Source organism: Micromonospora sp. WMMD729, assembly GCF_049315225.1.
Taxonomy (GTDB): domain Bacteria; phylum Actinomycetota; class Actinomycetes; order Mycobacteriales; family Micromonosporaceae; genus Micromonospora.
The window spans coordinates 4,052,889-4,071,895 of record NZ_CP186059.1 but is presented as its reverse complement, the minus strand read 5'-3'; the positions used below and the strand labels follow the sequence as shown (position 1 = coordinate 4,071,895).

Below are 19,007 nucleotides of genomic sequence, written 5' to 3'. Positions count from 1 at the left end.
ACTCATTCATCAACACATGGGTGACTTGTTCAGGAGGAGCCTGACGTCGGCGCCGGGTGGGTCGGTCGACCCGCTCGAGCGACGAGGCCGGCGGAGACCTGTCCGGTGGCGACCTTCTCGACCGGTCCGGTCAACCGGATCGCGCCGCCGGCGTCGATGGACACGGTGACGGCACCGCCGCGCATCCGGACGTCAACCTCGTCGCCCACCAGACCGAGACGCCGCGCCGCAGCTGCCGCCGCGCACGCCCCGCTCCCGGACGCGAGCACCGGCCCGGCACCGCGCTCCCACACCATGACCTCGAGCGAACTCCGATCGCGCACCACCGCGAACTCCACGTTGACCCGGGAGCGGAACGCGGAGTGCCGGCCGATCAGCGGCCCCAGCTCCCGCGCGGCCGACTCGTCGACAGCCGGTAGGACGACGACCGCGTGGGGGTTTCCGTTGTGGACGCAGGTGACCCGAAGGGTCCGGCCGGCGACGGGCAACGCGTGGTCGACGACCGGACCGGAACCCCCGACCAGGCCGACGGCGTCCGCGTCGAAGTCCGGCCGACCGAGGTCGATCGACACCAGTCCCGTGGACCGGTCCAGTACCTGGATCCTGGTCTGGCCGAACCCCGTGTCCAGCACGAACTCCGCACCGTCGTCCCGGGACAGGTGCAGGCCGAGAATGCGCAGCCCGTTCGCGCTCCGCTCGCACGGGCTCCCGTCCGGGTTGAACAACCGGACCGGTACGGGCTGATCCGCGCCCGTGGGCGAGCCCCGGAAGACGATCCCGTCCGCGCCGATCCCGAAGTGCCGGTCGCACATCGCGACGGCTGTCGCCGGCGCGGCGGGTAGCCCGTCCTGCGGGTCCACGACCAGGTAGTCGTTGCCCATCGCCTGGTACTTCGCGAAGCGCGGTAGGCCGGCCCCTCGTGGCGAGGTCACCTGCGGCTGCCGTCAGCCCACCGTGGGCGGGTCTCGGCGAGCCGCTCGTCCAGGTAGCGCGCGGACGAGTTGAGTCGCCACAGTGTTCCGCGCGCGATGCCGATGCGCATGGCCTCGGAGGTCGCCGCCGGCTTCACCACGTTGTGGAACCACCCGGCTGCGTGCTGGGAGTCGACCGTGATGTGCAGTCGGTGGTAGGTGATGCCGACCTCTGGCAACCCCAGTCGCTCCCATGCGCGCACGACGCACACGAACCGGTCCGGCACCAGCCACTCGGTCATGCCGAGGTAGCCGACCGCCTCGGCGTACCGGTACCGGTAGCGCGACAACATCACCGCGAGGTTCCCGGACAGCAGCGCCGTGCCCGTGAGCCGGTCGGCGACCTCGTCCTCCCGCACGTCGAAGACCTCGAAGATCCGTCGGAAGAGCGTGGTGTGCACCTCGTCCGGCCGGCCGTTGCCCATCTCGTCCCAGTAGTTCGCCGCGATCTCCATCTTCGCGGGACCGTCGGTGCCGACCTGCATGAGGGCGAGCAGGTCGTCGAACCTCGCGTCGATGACCGACTCCTGGATCATGTACAGACGCAGGTCCTCCGCGTCCGCGAAGTTGCTGATGAAATCGGTGTAGTAGGGGTGCTTGTACACCCGGTGCTGCTTGGCCAGCGCCTTCAACCAGGAGACGTAGGCGGCCGGTTCGCTCGGCATGTCGTCCAGCAGGCCGGCTTCGATGCGGGCGTCCTCGGCGGCGCCGGTGGCGGACTCCACCAGGCGGGCGATCTCGTGAATGACGACCGATCCCTCGGCGCTCGGTTCACCCGGAGCGATCCGCAACCCGAGGTCATAGATCCGGGCGAGGATCTGCTGCTGCTGCAGAAATGCATCCGGGTCGCCCGCGGCGGCGCGGAGGTTCAGCTCTCGCACCCGATCGAGAACCTGTTCTCGCAGCGCACCCTGCACCCCGCGGTCAAGCTCATCCGCTGATATCGACAGCCAATTGGAGATGTCGTCGACGACAGACGCCGTACGTTGCACAGAAGCTGTTTGTTGCACGGTTGTACCCCCATGGAAATGATGTGTCATCTGATATCGGTCGCGCGCCGCGGAGGTTGCCATTCCTCGACCTCGACGCGGTTGTCGTGGAACACGGCACCGCCGCCCATGTCGGCGTCCCGCTCGTTCACCGTCGCGTTGACGGTCGAGCCGCCGGTGAGCTTCATCCAATGGCCCTTCGTGGTCGCCACGACTCCGCCGCGGACGTGTTCGGAGGCGTACGCGGTGGAGACGAAAGAACCGCGGTCGTTGAAGACCACGACCGGTGTGCCGTCGGTCAGCCCACGAGCGGCCATGTCGTCCGGGTGCAGCTCGACCCGTGGCGGACCAGCCCGCCGCCGTAGTTCCGGCTTGTTGGCGAATACCGAGTTGAGGAAGAAGTGCGAGGCGCCGGCGATCAGCGAGAGCGGGTACCGCGCGGCCAGTTCCGGGTCGGTCGACTCGCGTGGCGGGGTGTATCCCGCCACCGGCTCGAATCCGGCTTCCACGGCTCGCTCGGACCGGAATTCCAACTTGCCCGACGGTGTCGGGAAGCCGTCGGCGAACGGCACGAAATCGGCCGGATAACTGAGTCTCGCCCAGCCGTCTCGGCGGAGGGACTCGACATCGATCCCGGTCAGCGACGGATGGTCCGACGCCAGCAACTGGGCCGCCAGCTCGTGGTCCGAGTCGTAGAGACTCGGCTCGGGCAACCCCATGTGCCGGGCGATTCGGCGGAAGATCTCCGTCGTGGACAGGCAGTCGCCCGGAGGGGCCGTCGCCGGCTCGTTCCACGCGACGTACAGGTGGCCGTAGCCGTCGAGAACATCGAGGTGCTCGGTCTGCATGGTCGCGGGCAGCACGATGTCGGCGTAGTCGGCGGTGTCGGTCTGGAAATGGTCGGCGACCACCGTGAACAGGTCTTCACGGGCGAGCCCCTGGCGAACGCGTTGCTGATCCGGGTTGCTGACCACCGGGTTGGCCCCATACACGAACAGTGCCCTGACCGGCGGGGTCAGGTCGAGGAGGTTCTGGCCGAGCAGGGTCATGGAGAGCCGCCGCACCGGCGCCGCACGCAGGTCGCTGCGAAGAAGCGCCTCCCGGTTACCGCCGAAGTACCCGTCCGTCGAGTAGGTGAGGCCACCGCCCAACCTGCCCCAGTCGCCGGTGACGCCGGGCAGACAGGCGAGCACGCGAACGGCCGCGCCGCCGCCCGCGTGGCGCTGCATCCCGCTGCCGGCCCGGATGCCGGTGGGTCTCGTGGTGGCGATGCGTTCCCCCAGCTGCTCGATCTGCGCGCGGGAAACGCCTGTCAACTCCGCGGTCCGTTCCGGAGTGAACTGCTCGATGCGGGCGCGGAACTCGGGCCACCCCACGGTGTGGTCGGCCAGGTAGGCGTGGTCCGCCCCGCCGACGGCGACCACCACGTTGAGCAGGCCCAGCGCGAGGGCGGCGTCGGTGCCGGGTCGCGGTGCCAGGTGCTCGTCGGCCTGCTGGGCGGTCCGTGTGGCGACCGGGTCGATCGCGACGACATGCGCGCCCTGCTCGCGTGCCTTGTTGATGAACCGCCACTGGTGATGGCTTGTGGTGAGGGTGTTGACGCCCCACAGCACGATCAACCGCGAGTGGGCCAACGACTCCGGATCGATGCCCCGGTGGGTGCCGGTGGCGAGGTCCGCGCCGACCAGCCCCGCCACCGAGCAGATCGTCATGTCGTGCTCGGAGGCGCCGAGCACGTTCCACAACCGTGCGCCGGCCTGGCCCTGGAGCCCTTGGAGGTACCCCAGGTTGCCCGTTCCCTGGTACGGCCAGATCGACTCGCCGCCGTACTGGCGACGAACCTGGTCGAACCGTTCGGCGATCTCGTCGAACGCCTCGTCCAGGCTGATCCTCGTGAACCTGCCGGTGCCCTTCGGGCCGGTGCGACGCAGCGCATGACGCAGCCGATTGGGTGACGCCGCGTGGTCGAGGTACTGGTTGACCTTCACGCAGAGAGTGCCGTGGGTGAAGGGGTGCTCGGGGCGACCACGCAACGTGACGGCCGCACCGTCCCGGACGCCCACTATCCAGCTACAGGCGTCCGGGCAGTCCAACGGGCAACCACCCGCGACCTCACGGTCGACCACAGTGCCACGTCTACCCGCTGTCCTCATTGCGCCAAGGGTTTGCTGTTGAGCACCGCCTGGTCGTGCTCCTCGCCGTACCAACGCTCGGACCAGCGCGAGAACGCGGCGATGACGATGTCGCGGTGACCCTCCTGGCCGGAGGTGTCCGGGTGCAGATCCGTGACGTCGTGTGCGACGGCGCGATCATCGAGCAGCGCGGCGTGACCAGGCTGGACGGTGCCACGCCAGAACGGCTCGGAGGAGTCGAGGCCCTTCCACAGCCGCATCTCACCCCCGGTCACGTTGTGCCTGTTGAAGACCAGGATCGCGACGTACTCGTGCCCGTCCTTGTGGACGCCCTCCGGGGTGACCAGCCCGGGTTTCGCCTCCGTGGCGCGGCTGCGGTTCTGGTGAACGTTCACCTGCCAGCTCTCGGAACGGTCCAGTGGCAGCTCGGCGGCGACCGCGTGCAGGTAGGGGAGGAAGTCGGCCTCCAGGGGCTCGTACTCGCGCATGATGCCGCCCGCGACCGTGTTGTACTCGCGGGACTGGCCGTAGGGGCGGTGCGGGAGCAGTTCGAAGGTCCAGGCGTCGGAGACGTAGTCGAGCTTGTACTGCGAGAAGCGCTTGTAGCGCGTCTTGTTTCCCATGTAGACGTCGAGCGGGACATTGTCGTAGCTGTCCAACACCTCCGGCGAGATCGGAGGCAGATCGATGATGGCATAGCCGTCGACGAGTCGTGACATTCGAGATTTCCGTTCTGCTGGGCAGTCGTCTGCGGGAGAAGTGCCGATTGGCCGAATGGTGATGGCGACGAGAAGACTCGGGGGTCATCGTTGTCACCCCGATTTGTCGCCGGCTCTTCAATTGCCCTGTGACCTGGGCATTTATATCGAAGTGAGTGAATAGTATCCAGTGCGCCTCGTGGGCGTCAAGGCCGTCCGTACGAGAGGTTGCCTACCGAAATATGCTACGGAAAATGGGCATCCGGAAACCCTCGATGCCGTCAGCATCGAGGACCATCACCAACTCGATCAGAAGTGCCTGGTCAACTCTCCCCGGCGCCGGATGTCGAGAGAACAGCAATGCAGTCCGCCCCCGAGGGAACGGCCGTGCCGGAACCGCACGGGCACCGGCTCCACGCCGGCCTGCTCCAGCTGACGCATGAGGGAAACCTGGTTGGACGGGACGAGCACACGATCCGGGCCGAGCGCGAGGAGGTTCATCCCGACCCAGCGGGAAGCTCGTGGCCAGTCGAAGGCGAAACCGTCATCCTCGATATCGTCGACCCACAGCGTCTTCCAGCTCCGCAGTGCGCTCGGAATCATTTCAGGTGTCATTTTGGCGGCATTGGCCAACAGCAGGCCCGGCCGAAGTATGTGCAGTGTCGTGTCCACGTGATCGGCGCAGATGGACATCTCGTGGACCGTGAAATCCGGCCCCAGAACCCGCTGGAGCCAACGCGCACCTCGCCGGTTACCGGTGCTGCTGACGTTGAAGAAAATGTCGTACCCGCACCGCAGGAGGTTCGCGGCGTCGAACAAGGGTTCATCGTCGGCAACGACGGAGGCATTCGTCTCGTAGATGTACGTGGAGTCAGGCAGCGCCGGCTTCGGCGCCGACAGCCAGCGGGCTCCGGAATCGAAGTACTCGCTCAGCAGGCCGCGGTACGGGAAGACCTCGAAGTACCGGGACCGCATCGGCATCGGAACCTCGATCAGCGTGTCACCGATGACCGACAGGCAGTCTCGCGGCATGAGCGCGTGCATCGCGACGGACGCCCAGTTCGGCGACGCGTAATGCTGGCCCGGCACCAGGGGGTCGGGGCGTCGCACGGTGACACCGTGCGACTCGAGCACCGCGGTGAGATCGCGAAAGTCCTCTTCCGCCTCGTCGATGACCCGATCCAGCAGCGCGCTGGGGATCTTCTCGCCCTCCGCCTCGGCCGGCTGTTCGAAGAAGTGGCGGAGGGAGGGGTCCACCGGCGGGGGAGTGAAGCCGACGGCGGTGCCCAGGACGACCTCCTCCAGCGGGTCCCAGTCGTTACTGCTCCACACAGCGTTAACGGTCATAGGCAATCCCCTCGATCAGGTGGCAGGTAGCCGGGCACGTCCACGCCTCTGCGGTCGCGCGCAGCAGGATCAGAGCCGCCGGGAGGCCGCGTCCTGGCCGGAGACCGCCTCACCGCACGCGGACACGGTCGCCGGACCGCACCGGACCCGCAGTGATGACCCTCGCGTACACCCCGAAGTTGGTGTTTCTCTTTTCGGCCAGTACCCGGAGGACCTCCTTGTCGCGGGGCACGCCCGGCTGCGGCAGCGTGACCGTCACGCACCGCTCGGTCTGCTCGGTGATCTCGAGTCTCGTGGTCTCCCCGATGGACACCTCGCGGCCGATCCAGTCGTCGTCGAATTCCGGCCCCCACTGCCCGGCGATGACGATATTGGGCCGGAAGCGGGCCACCGGGACCACGGTTCCGCCCGGCACCTCGGCCGCGAGCGCGGTGAGGGAGGAGCGTGAGATCAGGTGGACCGCGCCGATGTCGAAGTGCGGTGTGCCCGATTCCCGGGCGGCCCGCACCGGCTCGCCGGCCAGCGCTGTGAGCGCCGCGTCGAGGTCGGGATCGCCGGCAGCCAGCACGGCGCCGGTCGACGTGTGTACCTCGACGCGACCGTGGCGTGTGCGCGCCGCGTAGTCGAGCAGGCCGTTGAGGCGACGGACGTGCTTCCAGGTCTTGCAGCTGCCCACCCGCCCATCCGGGAAGGTGGCGGCCCACTCGCGGTCGCCGGAAACTCCGCGGCTGTCGAGCCGTACGTCATCGACCGTCTCGCCCTGCATGGACTTGAACGGGTACCGGTAGAGTGCTTCGACTGTCGCCTCGACAGCGGACACGAGAGACTCCTTCGCGCGAGGCCCGGACGGTTGGCCGGGTCGGGTCATCGGTCGAACAGCACCAGGCTGGCCAGCGCGATGAGGACGGCGCTCGACAGGTAGTTGAGCGCACGCCCCACCCGGGGACGTGTGGCGATCTTGGAAGCCAGGGTGCCTCCGGTGACCCCGACGGTGACATCGATGGGCAGCGCGGTCAGCGGAACGATCAAGCAGAACCCGATCAGGACCAGCAGACCCGGATCGTCGAGACTGACGATGATCTGCGGGACCAGGGCGAGGAAGAACGTGACCGTCTTCGGATTCGTACCCTCGACCACGAAGCCCTGAAGGTAGCTTCGCAAGCCGGATACCCTGGCCGGTCTCTCGGTTCTGACCGTGAACGGCTGGTCACGGAGCCCCGAGATGCCCAGATAGAGCAGGTACGCCGCACCGGCGATCCGCAGCGCCGTGAAGGCCATCTCGGACGAGGCGATCAGGGCGGACGCGCCGATCGCCGTCAGGAGCGCCCACATCGCACTCCCGCTGGCCAGCCCGAAGGCCGCGAACACTCCGGCGATCCGCCCGTTGACGACGCTGCGCGACATCACGTAGAGGATCGACGGCCCGGGGCTCAGGTTCAGCAGGAACGCACTGAGAGCGAACGAGGCAAGGATGGTGAGCGTCATCCGGCTGGCCCTTTCTGCTGAGCTCCGGAGATGCGTCGCCGATGCGACGGAGTCACAGGTACGTCTCGAGTTCGCCGCGCCGGCGGACGTCCAGCGAACAGCAGTGCAGTCCGCCGCCGAAGGTGCGGCCGTGCCGGAAGCTGGTGGGGACCGCGGTGATGCCGGCGTTCTCCAGCTGCTTGATCACCCGGGTCTGGTTGGCCGGCACCACGACCGTGTCGGGGCCGAGAGCCAGGATGTTCATGCCGACCCAGACGGACGCGCGCGGCCAGTCGAAGGCATAGCCGTCGTCCTCCGGTGTGTCCACCCAGATGGTCTTCCAGGACCGCAGCGGGGCGGGAATCCGATCCGGGGTGAGGCGTTCCGAGTTGGCCAGCAGCAGCCCCGGCCGCAGGATGTGCAACGTCGTTCCGACGTGATCACTGCAGATGGAGATCTCGTGCACCCGGAAGTCCGAGCCCAGCTGCCGGCGTAGCCAGGCCGCCCCCCGCCGGTTGCCGGTGTTGCTCACGTTGAAGAAGATGTCGGTCCCGCACCGCAGCATGTTCGCCGCGTCGAACAACGGCTCGTGCTCCGCCACGACCGAGGCACCAGGTTCGTACACGTAGGTCTCGTCGGGCAGCAGGGGCTTGGGTGCCGAGAACCAGGAGGCGCCCGCATCGGAGTACTCCCGGAGCAGGCCCCGGAACGGGGCGGTCTCGAAGTAGCGGGCACGCATCGGCATCGGCGCCTCGATGATGCGGTCGCCGACCACCAGCAGGCAGTCCCGCGGCATCAGCGCGTGCATGGCGACGGATTCCCACTCCGGAGTGGCGTAGCGCCGGCCCACCGTGGTCGCGTCCGGACGGCGCACCCGTACGCCGGCACTCGTCAGCGTCTCGGTCAGCTGGGCGAAGTCCTCCTCGGTCTCGTCCACCACGCGTTGCAGCGTGCTGGCGTCGATCCGCTCGTCCCCGGCGTCCGCCGGAGGCTCGAAGAAGTGCCTCAGCGAAACGTCCACCGGAGGCGGGGTGAGACCGGTCGCGGAGCCGAGAATGACCTCCTCCAGCGGATCCCAGTCGTTGACACTCCAGACGGTGTGCGTCATCACTGCCCTACCTTTCTGGGTGGGTTGGAGCTGATCATTCGTAGGATCGGAGCGGCCCAGGGGCTCTGGGTATGGCTGTCATGGCTGAGACCACGAGATGGCTTAAGGAGCTTGGCCGCCCGGAGCCCCGCGACGACTCGACCGCCGATTGGGAATTGCGATGTGATCGCTGTGTAGGGCAACGTCGGCGAGGTCGTCTGCTGGGAGTTGGAGCCGTGTCGAGCTGGCGGAGGTGACCGTGCCCCGGATCTGGGCCGGAGTGGATATCGGCAAGGAGCATCACCACTGTGTGGTGATCGACGCGAGCGGTGGGCGGCTGCTGTCGCGTCGTGTTCTGAACGATGAGTCGGCTCTGCTGGAGCTGATCCGGGACGTTCTGGCTCTCGACGACGACGCGCTGTGGGCGGTCGATGTCAATCACGGCGCGGCCGCGCTGCTGATCGGTTTGCTGGTCAGTGGCGATCAGCCCGTGGCGTACCTGACCGGCCTGGCCGTGCATCGCGCCTCGGGCACCTACCGCGGCGAAGGCAAGACCGACGCGAAGGATGCCTTCGTTATCGCCGACCAGGCCCGCATGCGTAAGGATCTCGGCCTGCTGCGGCCGGGCGACGACATTGCCGTCGACGTTCGCACGTTGACCACCCGCCGCACGGATGTGGTGGCCGACCGGACTCGCCAGATCAACCGTCTTCGTGCCCAGCTGCTGGAGGTATGCCCGGCGTTGGAGCGGGTGTTGGATCTGACCAACCAGGGACCGGTGTTGCTGCTGACCGGCTATCAGACGCCGGCGGCCATCCGCCAGGCCGGTGCGAAGCGCGTCGAGACCTGGCTTCGCCACCGCAAGGTCCGCGGAGCCGGCACGTTGACCACGGCTGTCATGCAGGCCGCGCAGGCCCAGCACGCCGTGCTGCCCGGCGAGAAGCTGGCCGCCGCCATGGTGGCGCGTCTGGCCAAGGGGGTGATCGCCCTCGACCAGGAGATCGCGGAACTCGACGCCCTGATCGAGGCCCGGTTTCGTGAGCATCCGCACGCTGCGGTGATCCTCAGCCTGCCCGGCATGGGCAAGCTTCTGGGCGCCGAGTTCTTGGCGGCTACCGGCGGCGACATGGACGCCTTCGGCACCGCCGATCGACTCGCGGGATACGCCGGGCTGGCACCGGCCCCACGCGACTCCGGACGCGTCAGCGGTAACCTCCGCAGGCCCCGGCGCTTCCACCGCGGACTGCTGCGAGCGTTCTACCTCTCCTCGTTCGCCAGCCTGAAGTCCTGCCCAGCCTCGAAAGCCTTCTACCAACGCAAGCGGGCCGAGGGGAAAGGCCACAAACAAGCACTGCTGGCTCTCTCCCGCCGCCGCGTCAACGTCCTGTGGGCCATGATCCGTGACGGACAGTCCTACCACCTCTCACCTCCCGTCACAGCGGCGGCTTGACAACAGCATTGGGAAGCTCCTTGGTTCGACTCGGTCGGAGGCTGAGGCCGAATGGCTGGTCCGTGGGCATGAGCTCGATGAGGCTCACGTTGACTCGCTGCGGCTGGGAGATGCACCACTCCACGGCCTCCGCGATGTCCTGCGGGGTGAGCGGGTCGGTGCCGTCGTACAGGGCGTCTGCTCGGTCCTGATCCCCGTCGAACCGGGTCAGAGCGAATTCCGTACGGGCCATGCCGGGGGCGATGCAGCTCACGCGGATGCCGCGGCCCTCCAGATCGGTACGCATGTTCAGACTGAGCTGGTGGACGAACGCCTTGGTGCCGCCGTAGACGTTCCCACCGAGGTACGGGTACACCGCGGCGATGGAGCCGATGTTCACCACGTGGCCGCGACCGGCGGCCAGCATGAGGGGCAGGGCCGCGCGGACGCAGTGCAGGAGTCCCAGCACATTCGTGTCGACCATCTCGCGCCAGTGGCGCAGCTCGGCATCCTGGATCGGGCCGAAGCCCTTCGAGAGGCCGGCGTTGTTGACGAGGATGCCCACGTCGGAGAACGGTGCGGGCAGGTCGCTGAGAGCGTGGGCGACGGCGTCTCCGTCGCGTACGTCGACGGTCAGCGGATGCACCAGGTCGTGGCCGAGACGGTCGGCGAGCTCGGTGAGTCGTTCGCTGCGACGGGCCAGCGCCACGACCGGCCGCCCGGTCTTCACCAGTCGCTCGACGGTGGCCCGGCCGAAACCCGATGACGCGCCGGTCACTATCGCAGAAGGCAGGTTTGTCACTGTTCTGTACCCCTTTCCCGTAGGTCGACGACCGTCAGATCCGGCGGCGGTAGACGACGGAATTGCGCGTGGGATCCAGTTGGCTCACCCAGCGCCGAGGCCCGGCAGCGGGCTCGACCTCAACGAACCCGTGTCCGAGGAACCATGCGTTGGTCGGGCTGGACGCCGCGTACAGCGCACGCGCCGATGACCGGGCCGCCTCCTGGAGGATCCTGTCGAGCAGGAGGCTCCCGGTCCGGCGGCCCTGGAAGCTGCTCTGGACGCACAGGTTGTCCAGGACCCAGTCGTTCCCGAAACGCTGGACGCCGGCGCACGCCACTATCCGGCTGTCGTCCTCGACGACCAGGAAGTCGGCGTGGCGGCGGACGAACTCACCGACGTCACGATGGCGCAGCCGACCGAGCGCTACGAATGGAGCGGACAGCTCGTGCAGGGCCTCCGCGTCCGCCCGGCGGGCTCGTCGCAACGACAGGAGGCGAGCCGGACTGACGGAGGTGTTCACCGAGCCATCTCGTTGAACGTCGCCGAGGCGTTCGAGATCGGGCACCGCCACTCCGCCGGCTGTGGCTGTCCCGAGTACTGGAGGGCCTCCGGCTGCTCCCCGAAGTCCGCGAGGTTCGGGTTGAGCGACCCCTGCAGCCGCAGCTCGCGGGCACGGATCTTGTCCTGGAGCGAGGCGTAGAGCCCGTCCTGCTTCAACCGGTCGAACTGCTTGTGGGAGTTGAAGACGAGCACCGGGTGCGTGAACCGACGGGAGATCCTCGACGCCTGCGCGTGCAGACCCACGACGAAGAACGGATGTCCGGCGACGCTGTAGGCGAAGTCCAGGGCGTGGGGGTCACTGGAGACGCCCGGCGCCCACGGGTAGTTCTCCCGATCCACCTGGCGAAGCATGGCGAGCTGCGTCCACAGAGTGTGCTCGAACTCCACCTCGCTCAGCTGCCGCGGATTCTCGAAGATCGCCGCGAAGGAGCTGAACCTGGTCTCGTGCAGTCGGGTTCGGTCGACGAATCCGACAATCTCCCGATGCAGTTCCCGAGTGCTGTCGACGTCGAGCATCGACTTCAGTTCGACGCAATGCAATTGCTTCTGACGTACCGACGCGCGTGCTCCGAGGCAAGAGAAATCGGTGCCCTCAATCCAATCCTCGAATGCTGATGTCAGAGGTCTGGATATTTGGGCAAACTCGTCCTGTCGAGCCATCGAAATTCCCCCGTAACTTGATTGCACCACCGTGATATAGGCACGATCATGACCCCCCGGTCATCTGTCTTGGACAAGCATCGCCAGTGATGTAGGCTGATTTCTTGACGGCGAGTTGACAGCGACGTCGACACGGTGAGGTGCGACCTGAGCCGCAGGGTATTTCGGGCTTAGGGTATCTACGGGGGCATTGTGGGCTTGATGGTTCTTGGGCCGGTGGAGGGCAGATCGCAGGGTCGGCCGTCGTCGATGGGACGACCGCAGCAGTGCACGGTTCTGGCCGCGCTGGCCGTGGAGGTTGGACGGACGGTGCCGGCCGACGTGCTCGTCGAGCGGGTGTGGGGCCAGGAGCCACCCGAGCGGGCGCGGCGCACGTTGCACAGTCACATCACCCGCATCCGTCGATCGCTGGAGATGATCGACACGGAATCCGGGGATCCGGCCCGGTTGCTGCTGGGCTCCGGGGGCTACCGCCTCGACATGGCGCCCGACGACATCGACCTGCACCGCTTCCGCAGGCTGGTGAAGCGGGCCGACAGGCGACTGTGCTCCGAGGCCGAAGCGCGGGTACTGCTCCGGCAAGCCGTCGCCCTGTGGCGCGGCGAGCCACTGGCCGGCCTGACCAGCGCCTGGGCGGAACGCACTCGCAACGCGTGGACGCTGGAGCGGCTGGACGCCGTGGTCGCCTGGGCCCGGACGGAGCTGGCGATCGGGGACCCACAGGCGGTCATCGCGGAGCTGAACGTGCTGGCCTACGACTTTCCGCTGGTGGAGAGCCTGGCGGCGACGCTGATTCAGGCCCAGTACGCTGCGGGACGCACGAGCGAGGCCCTCGACCGCTACGCGGCCGTGCGTCGGCAGATGGTCGACGCGCTGGGCATCGAGCCGGGTCCCGAGCTGCAGCAGGTGCAGCAGGCGATCCTGCAGGGCGACCGGATCGGACCGAGCGTTCCGGCGATCAGCCGTGACGCCGTTGTCGCACCGCAGGTCCGGATCACGCCGCGGCCGATCCATGCCGCCTCCGGGCCCGCACCGCGCCGGCACCTGGTCGTTCCGGCGCAGCTGCCGATCGACGTCCGGGGGTTCGCCGGCCGCGAATCGGAGATGGCCCAGTTGTCGGGCATCCTCGAGAGCTCCCAGGCGGAGAAGCAGCCCGCGCTGTGCGTCCTCTGGAGTGCCGCCGGGTCAGGCAAGACCTCGCTGGCGGTGCACTGGGCACACCGGGTGGCGCAGCAGTTCCCGGAGGGGCAGCTCTACGCCAACCTGCGGGGCTTCGAGCCGAGCGGCGTGGTGGTGCGGCCGGAAGAGGTCATTCGCATGTTCCTGGACGCGTTCCAGGTGCCGCCGCAGAGCATCCCGATCAGCCTGGAGGCGCAGGCGGCGTTGTACCGCAGCTACCTCGCTGGTCGCCGAATGCTCGTGGTTCTGGACAACGCGCGTGACGTCGACCAGGTCCGGCCCCTGTTGCCCGGCGCCCCCGACTGCCTGGTCCTGGTCACCAGTCGCCGTGCGCTGCCCAGCCTCGTGGCGAGCGAGGGCGCTCATCCGATCGCGGTCGGCCCGTTGCCGTACGACGAGGCCAGGAGGGTGCTCTCCAACCGGCTGGGCGCCGCCCGGGTCGCGGCGGACAGTGCGGCGGTCGACCGGCTCATCGCCCGGTGTGCCGGGTTGCCGCTCGCCCTGGCCCTCGTCGCCGCGCGCGTCGCGACCCACCCTGACCTTGACCTTCGTACGTTCGCTGATGAGCTCGACGCGGCTGTCGGATCGACCGAGGTGCCGGCCGAGGCTGAGAGGGGTGTCCACGTCGTATTCGTGTGGACCTACCGGACGCTGAGCCCGGCCGCGGCGAGGCTGTTCCGCCTGCTGGGACTCTCGCCCGGTCCGGACATCGACGAACTGGCCGCGGCCCAACTCGCGGCGCTGGACCTGACCACGACCAGGACGTTGCTCAATGAGCTGAAGGACGCCCAGATGGTCAGCGAGCACAAGCTGACCCGGTTGTCCTTGCACGAGTTGCTCCGCGGGTACGCGATGGACCTGGTCCTCGCGGTGGACAGCGCCCAGGAGCGCTCCGCCGCCGTTCGCCGGCTGCTCACCCACTACGTGACCTCGTCACGCCGCGCCGCCGTACTGCTCGAGCGGCATCTGTCCCAGGAGGCAGCGGAGGGCCCGGAGGCCGAGTTTCCCCGTATCACGACGGCCCGGGAGGCGGTGGCGTGGTTCACCGCCGAGCACGCGATGCTGCTCGACATCGTTCGCCGGGCCGGGGACGAGGGTCATGACGCGAGCCTGTGCAGCCTCGCCCGATCGCTGATGGAGTACTTCAACCGCCAGGGCCACTGGCGGGACCAGATCAACACGCAGCGGCTCGCTCTGGACGCGGCCCGGCGGCTCGGCGACCGGCGCGCCATGGGTCAGGCGCACCGCGGCATCGGGGTGGCCCATGCCTGGCTGGGCCAGTACGACGACGCGTACACGCACAGCCGCAGTGCGCTCGACCTCGCCTGCGAGGTCGGTTCGACGCGTGACCAGGCCCAGGCGCATCTGGCCCTGGCGCGCGTCTTCGAGCGGCAGGGCCGCCACCGCGAGGCGCTCGACCACGACCAGGCCGCCCTCATGCTGGCCGAGATCGCGAACGACCGGCTGGCGCACGCGGTCTCGCTCAACAATGTCGGCTGGTCGCTGGCCATGCTGGAGCAGTACGAGGCCGCCAAGGACCACTGCAGCCGGGCCCTGGTGGTGCTGCGGGAGATCGGCGATCCGTCCGGGCAGGCGGCGACCTGGGACAGCCTGGGCTACATCAACCACCAGCTGCGCAACTCGGCCGAGGCGATCGAGTGCTACCGCGAGGCGATCAGGTTGAATCGGGAGGCGGGGAACCGTTACGCCGAGGCCGACAGCCAGCACCACCTCGGCAACACTCTGCTGACACTGGGCGACTTCGCGGGTGCCAAGGAATGCTGGCAGCAGGCCGTGGTCATCCTCGACGAGTTGAACCACCCCGACGCCGAGACGGTGCGGGAACGGCTGACGGGTCTCGAGCAGGCGCAATCCGGGACCGGCTGGGGACGCTGATCGGCCGGCCGGCCGGCCGACCCCGACGTGGGCCGGCCGGCCGGGCTCGCGGCGGCCCGGAGAGGGCCGTGGTCGTTGACTCAGGAGTCGTGACTGCTGTGGGCCGTCCCTACCCGCAGGGGTGCGGGAGCCACCAGGAGGGCTCGCCCTCTCGGCAGTGTGGTGACGGCGGCGACAAGCACGGCCGCGGCGGACGCCGAGATGAGCACCGTTGGGTCAATGAACTTCCCGACGGCGGCCAGTGTGATCCCGGCGAGCGGCATCGGCACAATCAGCAGCATGCCGAAGAGCCCCACGGTCGCCGCGTAGTTCTCCAGTGGCACCCGACGGGCTCTGACGACCCGGATGTACACGCTGAAGAACGCGTCGAGCAGCAGGAACGTACCGAGGCATCCAGCGAAGACCCACAGCCGGGCCGCCAGCGCGAGGCCCAGCGCGGCCAGGCACATCCCCACCGCGACCGCGATCCCGATCGTCGACAGCGACGCGCGCGAGGTCAGCCGGTGGAAGGTCAACAGGCCGACGATGGCCGGCACGCTGCTCGCCGCGTACATCAGGCCCAGCTGACTGCTGCTTGTCCCGAACGTTCCGAACGCGATCTGCGGCGCAGCCCCGTTGATCAGCGCGAGCACGTAGTTCAGGCCCATGGTGACCAGGACGATCCGGCGCAGGACGGGGTCCTCGAGCGCGGCGCGTACGGTCGCGCGCAGGGTGCGCTTCGCTGTCGACGGGGGTGCCGTGCCGCCCGACGGGACCGATATCGACATCCGCAGCGAGACTCCGAACAAGCCTGCCGCCACGAACATCAGCACCGGTGGTGGGAACGACAGCACCACGCCCGCCGCCGCCGGCCCCAGGACTATCGCCGCCTGCTCGAAGGCGGTCAGCTGTGATTGGAATCGCTCCTGCCCCTCGGGGCCGACCAAGGACAGTCCGATCTTCTCGCCACCGACGAATGTCAATTCGAAACAGAGGCCCACGACCATCGCGAATATCATCAGCACCGGCAGCACCGCACCGGGATACACCGCCATCATCAATCCGGCCGCGAGCGCGGTCGCGGTCCTGGTCGAATCCGCCACGACCATCAAGGTCCGCTGCGGTATGTTGTCGAGTCGCAGAATCGCTGCCGACAGTCCCAGAAGTCGCGGTCCCCATTGGAAGAAGACCGCCGCGCCCGACCAGCGCACATCGGCGGTCACGGTGTAGGCGAGCACTGGTACGGCGAACAGGACCAGGTAGTCGCACAGCCAGCTGGCGAATCGCATCGCATAATATCGCGCGATAGTCACGGCAGATACGCGGCAACTGGTCGCAGTTCCCGGCCCAGTCGCTCGTTGATCGCCAAAGCGGTGTCCGGATCGGAAGCGCGATAGCGGACATAGGCCACGCGCCGAAGGGCCTCATAGGCCGAGGGAATCTGTTCGCCGGCGGGGACCAGCACCTTTCGCTCCACGACATCGGCGTAGCGCGGCACGTCGTCCCATCCCTCGATCTGCGCATAGGCGGTGATGCTGCCGGGGTTTACGAAGCGGATGCCCGCCGCCCTCCCGGACGCCGCGTGTTCGTCGAGACAGGTATCCGGGTTCGCGCCGACCGCCATCAACAAGGCGGCGTCCGGCATCGACACACCTGTGACGTCGGCTACCAGGTGCACGATCTGGTCGCCCGGCAGTCGTGCGGCGATCTCCATGAGTACCGGTCCGTTCGGGGACAGGCGTACCTCGCAATGGAACACGCTGTTGTCCAGCCCGACCGCCCGGACCACCTGGCCGACGTACCTCTTGATCGCACCCAGATCACTTGGTCCCAGAGGAGCGGGCGTGATGTGACCGAGCTCGACAAAGGTCGGCTCGGGGCCGAGCAGCTTCCTGGTCACCGCGGCGATGCGCACGTCGCCGCGCCACACGTATCCGTCCGCGCTGTATTCATCGCCGGAGACGTATTCCTCAATGACGACCTCGTCACCGAGTGGCCTGCCGAGATCGACCATCCCGTCGGCTTCGATGGCGGCGTACGCCCGCACCACCTCAGCCGTGTCGCGCGCCTTCGAGACGTGGATGCTGCTCGCCGACTCGACAGGTTTGACCACCACCGGGAACGTCAGCGCCGCGCACGCGAGCTCCGCCTCCGCGCGGGAGGCCACCTTCCGGTGTCGGGGCGATCGGACGCCGGCGCGTTGCAGCGCCGCACGCATCTCGGCCTTGTTCCGGACGAGCGCGACAGCGGTGGTCGGCAGGCCGGGCAGGCCGAGTTTCTCCGCAACCAGGGCCGCGATCTCGACGTGGAACTCCGAACCGGCGACGACACCGTCGATCCCAGCCCCCGCTGGCGAGCGATTCACGGCTTCGACGATGGCGTGTGCGTCATTCGTATCCACCTGGATGATGGTGGATGCCAGATCCCTGGTCGCCGCCGTCAGAGTCCGGTCTTCGGCATCGAAGCTGGCAACCACGGTGTTCCAACCCATGGCTGCGGCTCGGACGACGAGCTCGTTGCCGGAAGATACCGGTTCAACGATGAGTACTGATGTCATCGTTCCTCTTGAGTCGTGTACTGCACATCGCGGCCGCAGCGAGAGCCCCGACCAGGGCAACGGCTTCGGCTACCGCCCCGATGACGCCTCGTGGTGGACAAGACCACGTCCTCTCGTGACTGATGCTTGCCACACCGACAATGCACGCCCGGGCTTGCACAAACCTTGACGGTTTGTTGACGATGCAGCTTGGCGGCGATTGCCAATGGGTGAGGCTCGTTCGCCAAGAGCGGCGGCAAGCCGTCCCACCGGGTCCGTAAGGTGCGATGAGCGAGGGGACTGGACGATGCTCTGCCGACGTCCAGACCGCCCGAGCAGTATCTCGTCACCTCCCCTGCGGAAGAAGGGGAGATGCCTGCCGGTGTGGCTCGCCGTCACGCGCCGGCCCCCACCCGCCCATCGGCGGCAGCCGGACCTCGTCCTCGGTGAGGATGGCCTGGCGCAGGTCCCGCAGCCGCCGGCTCGGCTCCAGGCCGAGTTCACGGCGCAGCGACGAGCGCAGCCGGTCGTAGGAGGCCAGCGCGTCGGCACCCCGCCCGCTGCCGTGGAGCGCGACCATGAAGGCCGCCTGCAGACGGTCCCGCCCCGGGTGGGTACGGGTCAGCGCGGTGAGTTCCGGTACGGCCCGCGCATGCCGCCCCAGACTCAGCTCGACCTCCAGCCGGTCCTCGATCACCTGCAGCCGCGACTCCTCCAGGCTCATCGCCTCCGGCTCCAGCACACCATCGGCGAGACCGGCGATGGCCGGTCCGCGCCACAGGTTCTCGGCCCGCAGGAAGTATCCGGACGGCCTCCGCCGCGCGACCCGCGGCCAGCGAGCGTCGAGCCTGGTGGGCTTCCTCGTCGAACCGGGTCCGGTCCAGCTCGCCGGGCTCCACATCCAGCAGGTAACCGCTCGGCCGCCGTACCAGCGCGCGCTCGGGCAGGCCACCGGCGACGAGCAGGCGGCGCAGGGCCGCGGCGCAGTTACGGATCTGATTGGCCGCAGTGGCCGGCGGCCGCAGCGGCCACAGGCAGTCGACCAGCCTGTCGACCGGAACCACCCGGCCGGCCCGCAGCAGCAGTACGGCCAGGATCCGCTGCTGCCGGCGTCCGCCGAGTGACAGGGGCGTTCCTTCGACGGACGCTTCCAGCGGGCCGAGGATCCGGAAATCCATGCGATGACCTCCATGCCGACCGCACCCCTCGCACGGTCCGGCCACCAGGGTGCCCAGCACGGGTTGGCGTTTTCTTGGCAGCGCGCACGGCGCTGCCAACCGGCCGGAGCATTCCCG

At 68.2% G+C, this 19,007-nt stretch carries 16 protein-coding genes and 1 pseudogene; 2 read left to right on the top strand and 15 right to left on the bottom strand.

Annotated elements, in window-relative coordinates; all coding sequences use genetic code 11:
- Positions 1-29 precede the first annotated feature (29 nt).
- The 8 genes from dapF to ACN263_RS18510 form a co-directional block, all read right to left on the bottom strand.
- Positions 30-932 carry a diaminopimelate epimerase gene (gene dapF / locus ACN263_RS18545; protein WP_422735652.1) on the bottom strand — a complete coding sequence of 301 codons (903 nt, stop codon included), beginning with the start codon at positions 930-932 and terminating at the stop codon, positions 30-32.
- Complete coding sequence (locus ACN263_RS18540; protein WP_422735651.1) at positions 929-2,044, bottom strand: iron-containing redox enzyme family protein; 1,116 nt, start codon at positions 2,042-2,044, stop codon at positions 929-931. Before ACN263_RS18540 ends, dapF begins: the two co-directional genes overlap by 4 nt.
- Positions 2,008-4,086 carry a molybdopterin-containing oxidoreductase family protein gene (locus ACN263_RS18535; RefSeq protein ID WP_422735650.1) on the bottom strand — a complete coding sequence of 693 codons (2,079 nt, stop codon included), beginning with the start codon at positions 4,084-4,086 and terminating at the stop codon, positions 2,008-2,010. The genes ACN263_RS18540 and ACN263_RS18535 overlap by 37 nt, the downstream gene beginning before the upstream one ends.
- A 23-nt stretch (positions 4,087-4,109) precedes the next feature.
- Entirely contained in the window at positions 4,110-4,811 is a 702-nt protein-coding gene (locus ACN263_RS18530; protein ID WP_422735649.1) for a 2OG-Fe dioxygenase family protein, read from the bottom strand.
- Between the two features lie 288 nt (positions 4,812-5,099).
- A complete protein-coding gene (locus tag ACN263_RS18525) occupies positions 5,100-6,137 on the bottom strand; it encodes a hypothetical protein (protein WP_422735648.1) in 1,038 nt (345 codons plus the stop codon).
- A 109-nt stretch (positions 6,138-6,246) separates the two neighbouring features.
- Positions 6,247-6,957 (bottom strand): MOSC domain-containing protein, encoded by a 711-nt coding sequence (locus ACN263_RS18520; protein ID WP_422735647.1) that lies wholly within the window; start codon positions 6,955-6,957, stop codon positions 6,247-6,249.
- A 44-nt stretch (positions 6,958-7,001) separates the two neighbouring features.
- Positions 7,002-7,622: a LysE family translocator gene (locus ACN263_RS18515; protein WP_422735646.1), complete on the bottom strand. Its 621-nt coding sequence runs from the start codon at positions 7,620-7,622 to the stop codon at positions 7,002-7,004.
- Positions 7,623-7,674: 52 nt separating this feature from the next.
- Positions 7,675-8,709 carry a hypothetical protein gene (locus tag ACN263_RS18510; protein WP_422735645.1) on the bottom strand — a complete coding sequence of 345 codons (1,035 nt, stop codon included), beginning with the start codon at positions 8,707-8,709 and terminating at the stop codon, positions 7,675-7,677.
- Between the two features lie 232 nt (positions 8,710-8,941).
- Between ACN263_RS18510 and ACN263_RS18505 the strand changes: the two genes are divergently transcribed.
- Complete coding sequence (locus ACN263_RS18505; RefSeq protein ID WP_422735073.1) at positions 8,942-10,138, top strand: IS110 family transposase; 1,197 nt, start codon at positions 8,942-8,944, stop codon at positions 10,136-10,138.
- Here the strand turns inward: ACN263_RS18505 and ACN263_RS18500 are convergent.
- From ACN263_RS18500 to gntA, 3 genes are read right to left on the bottom strand one after another with little or no spacing between them, the layout of a single operon-like run.
- Positions 10,122-10,895 carry an SDR family NAD(P)-dependent oxidoreductase gene (locus ACN263_RS18500; protein ID WP_422735644.1) on the bottom strand — a complete coding sequence of 258 codons (774 nt, stop codon included), beginning with the start codon at positions 10,893-10,895 and terminating at the stop codon, positions 10,122-10,124. The genes ACN263_RS18505 and ACN263_RS18500 overlap by 17 nt on opposite strands.
- Positions 10,896-10,953: 58 nt before the next feature.
- Positions 10,954-11,421 carry a GNAT family N-acetyltransferase gene (locus ACN263_RS18495; protein ID WP_422735643.1) on the bottom strand — a complete coding sequence of 156 codons (468 nt, stop codon included), beginning with the start codon at positions 11,419-11,421 and terminating at the stop codon, positions 10,954-10,956.
- Positions 11,418-12,122, bottom strand: a complete 705-nt coding sequence (gene gntA / locus ACN263_RS18490) for a guanitoxin biosynthesis heme-dependent pre-guanitoxin N-hydroxylase GntA (protein WP_422735642.1) — start codon at positions 12,120-12,122, stop codon at positions 11,418-11,420. The genes ACN263_RS18495 and gntA overlap by 4 nt, the downstream gene beginning before the upstream one ends.
- Positions 12,123-12,371: 249 nt before the next feature.
- Here gntA and ACN263_RS18485 point away from each other — a divergent pair, with 249 nt between their 5' ends.
- Complete coding sequence (locus tag ACN263_RS18485) at positions 12,372-15,197, top strand: BTAD domain-containing putative transcriptional regulator (protein ID WP_422735641.1); 2,826 nt, start codon at positions 12,372-12,374, stop codon at positions 15,195-15,197.
- 80 nt (positions 15,198-15,277) lie between these two features.
- Here the strand turns inward: ACN263_RS18485 and ACN263_RS18480 are convergent, their stop codons facing one another.
- From ACN263_RS18480 to ACN263_RS18465, 4 genes and pseudogenes are all read right to left on the bottom strand, one after another.
- Positions 15,278-16,465, bottom strand: a complete 1,188-nt coding sequence (locus ACN263_RS18480; protein WP_422735640.1) for a hypothetical protein — start codon at positions 16,463-16,465, stop codon at positions 15,278-15,280.
- Between the two features lie 20 nt (positions 16,466-16,485).
- Positions 16,486-17,733, bottom strand: a complete 1,248-nt coding sequence (locus tag ACN263_RS18475) for an ATP-grasp domain-containing protein (RefSeq protein ID WP_422735639.1) — start codon at positions 17,731-17,733, stop codon at positions 16,486-16,488.
- A gap of 325 nt (positions 17,734-18,058) precedes the next feature.
- Positions 18,059-18,613 (bottom strand): AfsR/SARP family transcriptional regulator, encoded by a 555-nt coding sequence (locus ACN263_RS18470; protein ID WP_422735638.1) that lies wholly within the window; start codon positions 18,611-18,613, stop codon positions 18,059-18,061.
- A gap of 61 nt (positions 18,614-18,674) precedes the next feature.
- Positions 18,675-18,890 (bottom strand): annotated as a pseudogene (locus ACN263_RS18465) (AfsR/SARP family transcriptional regulator); the annotation flags it as partial.
- Between the last annotated feature and the right edge of the window lie 117 nt (positions 18,891-19,007).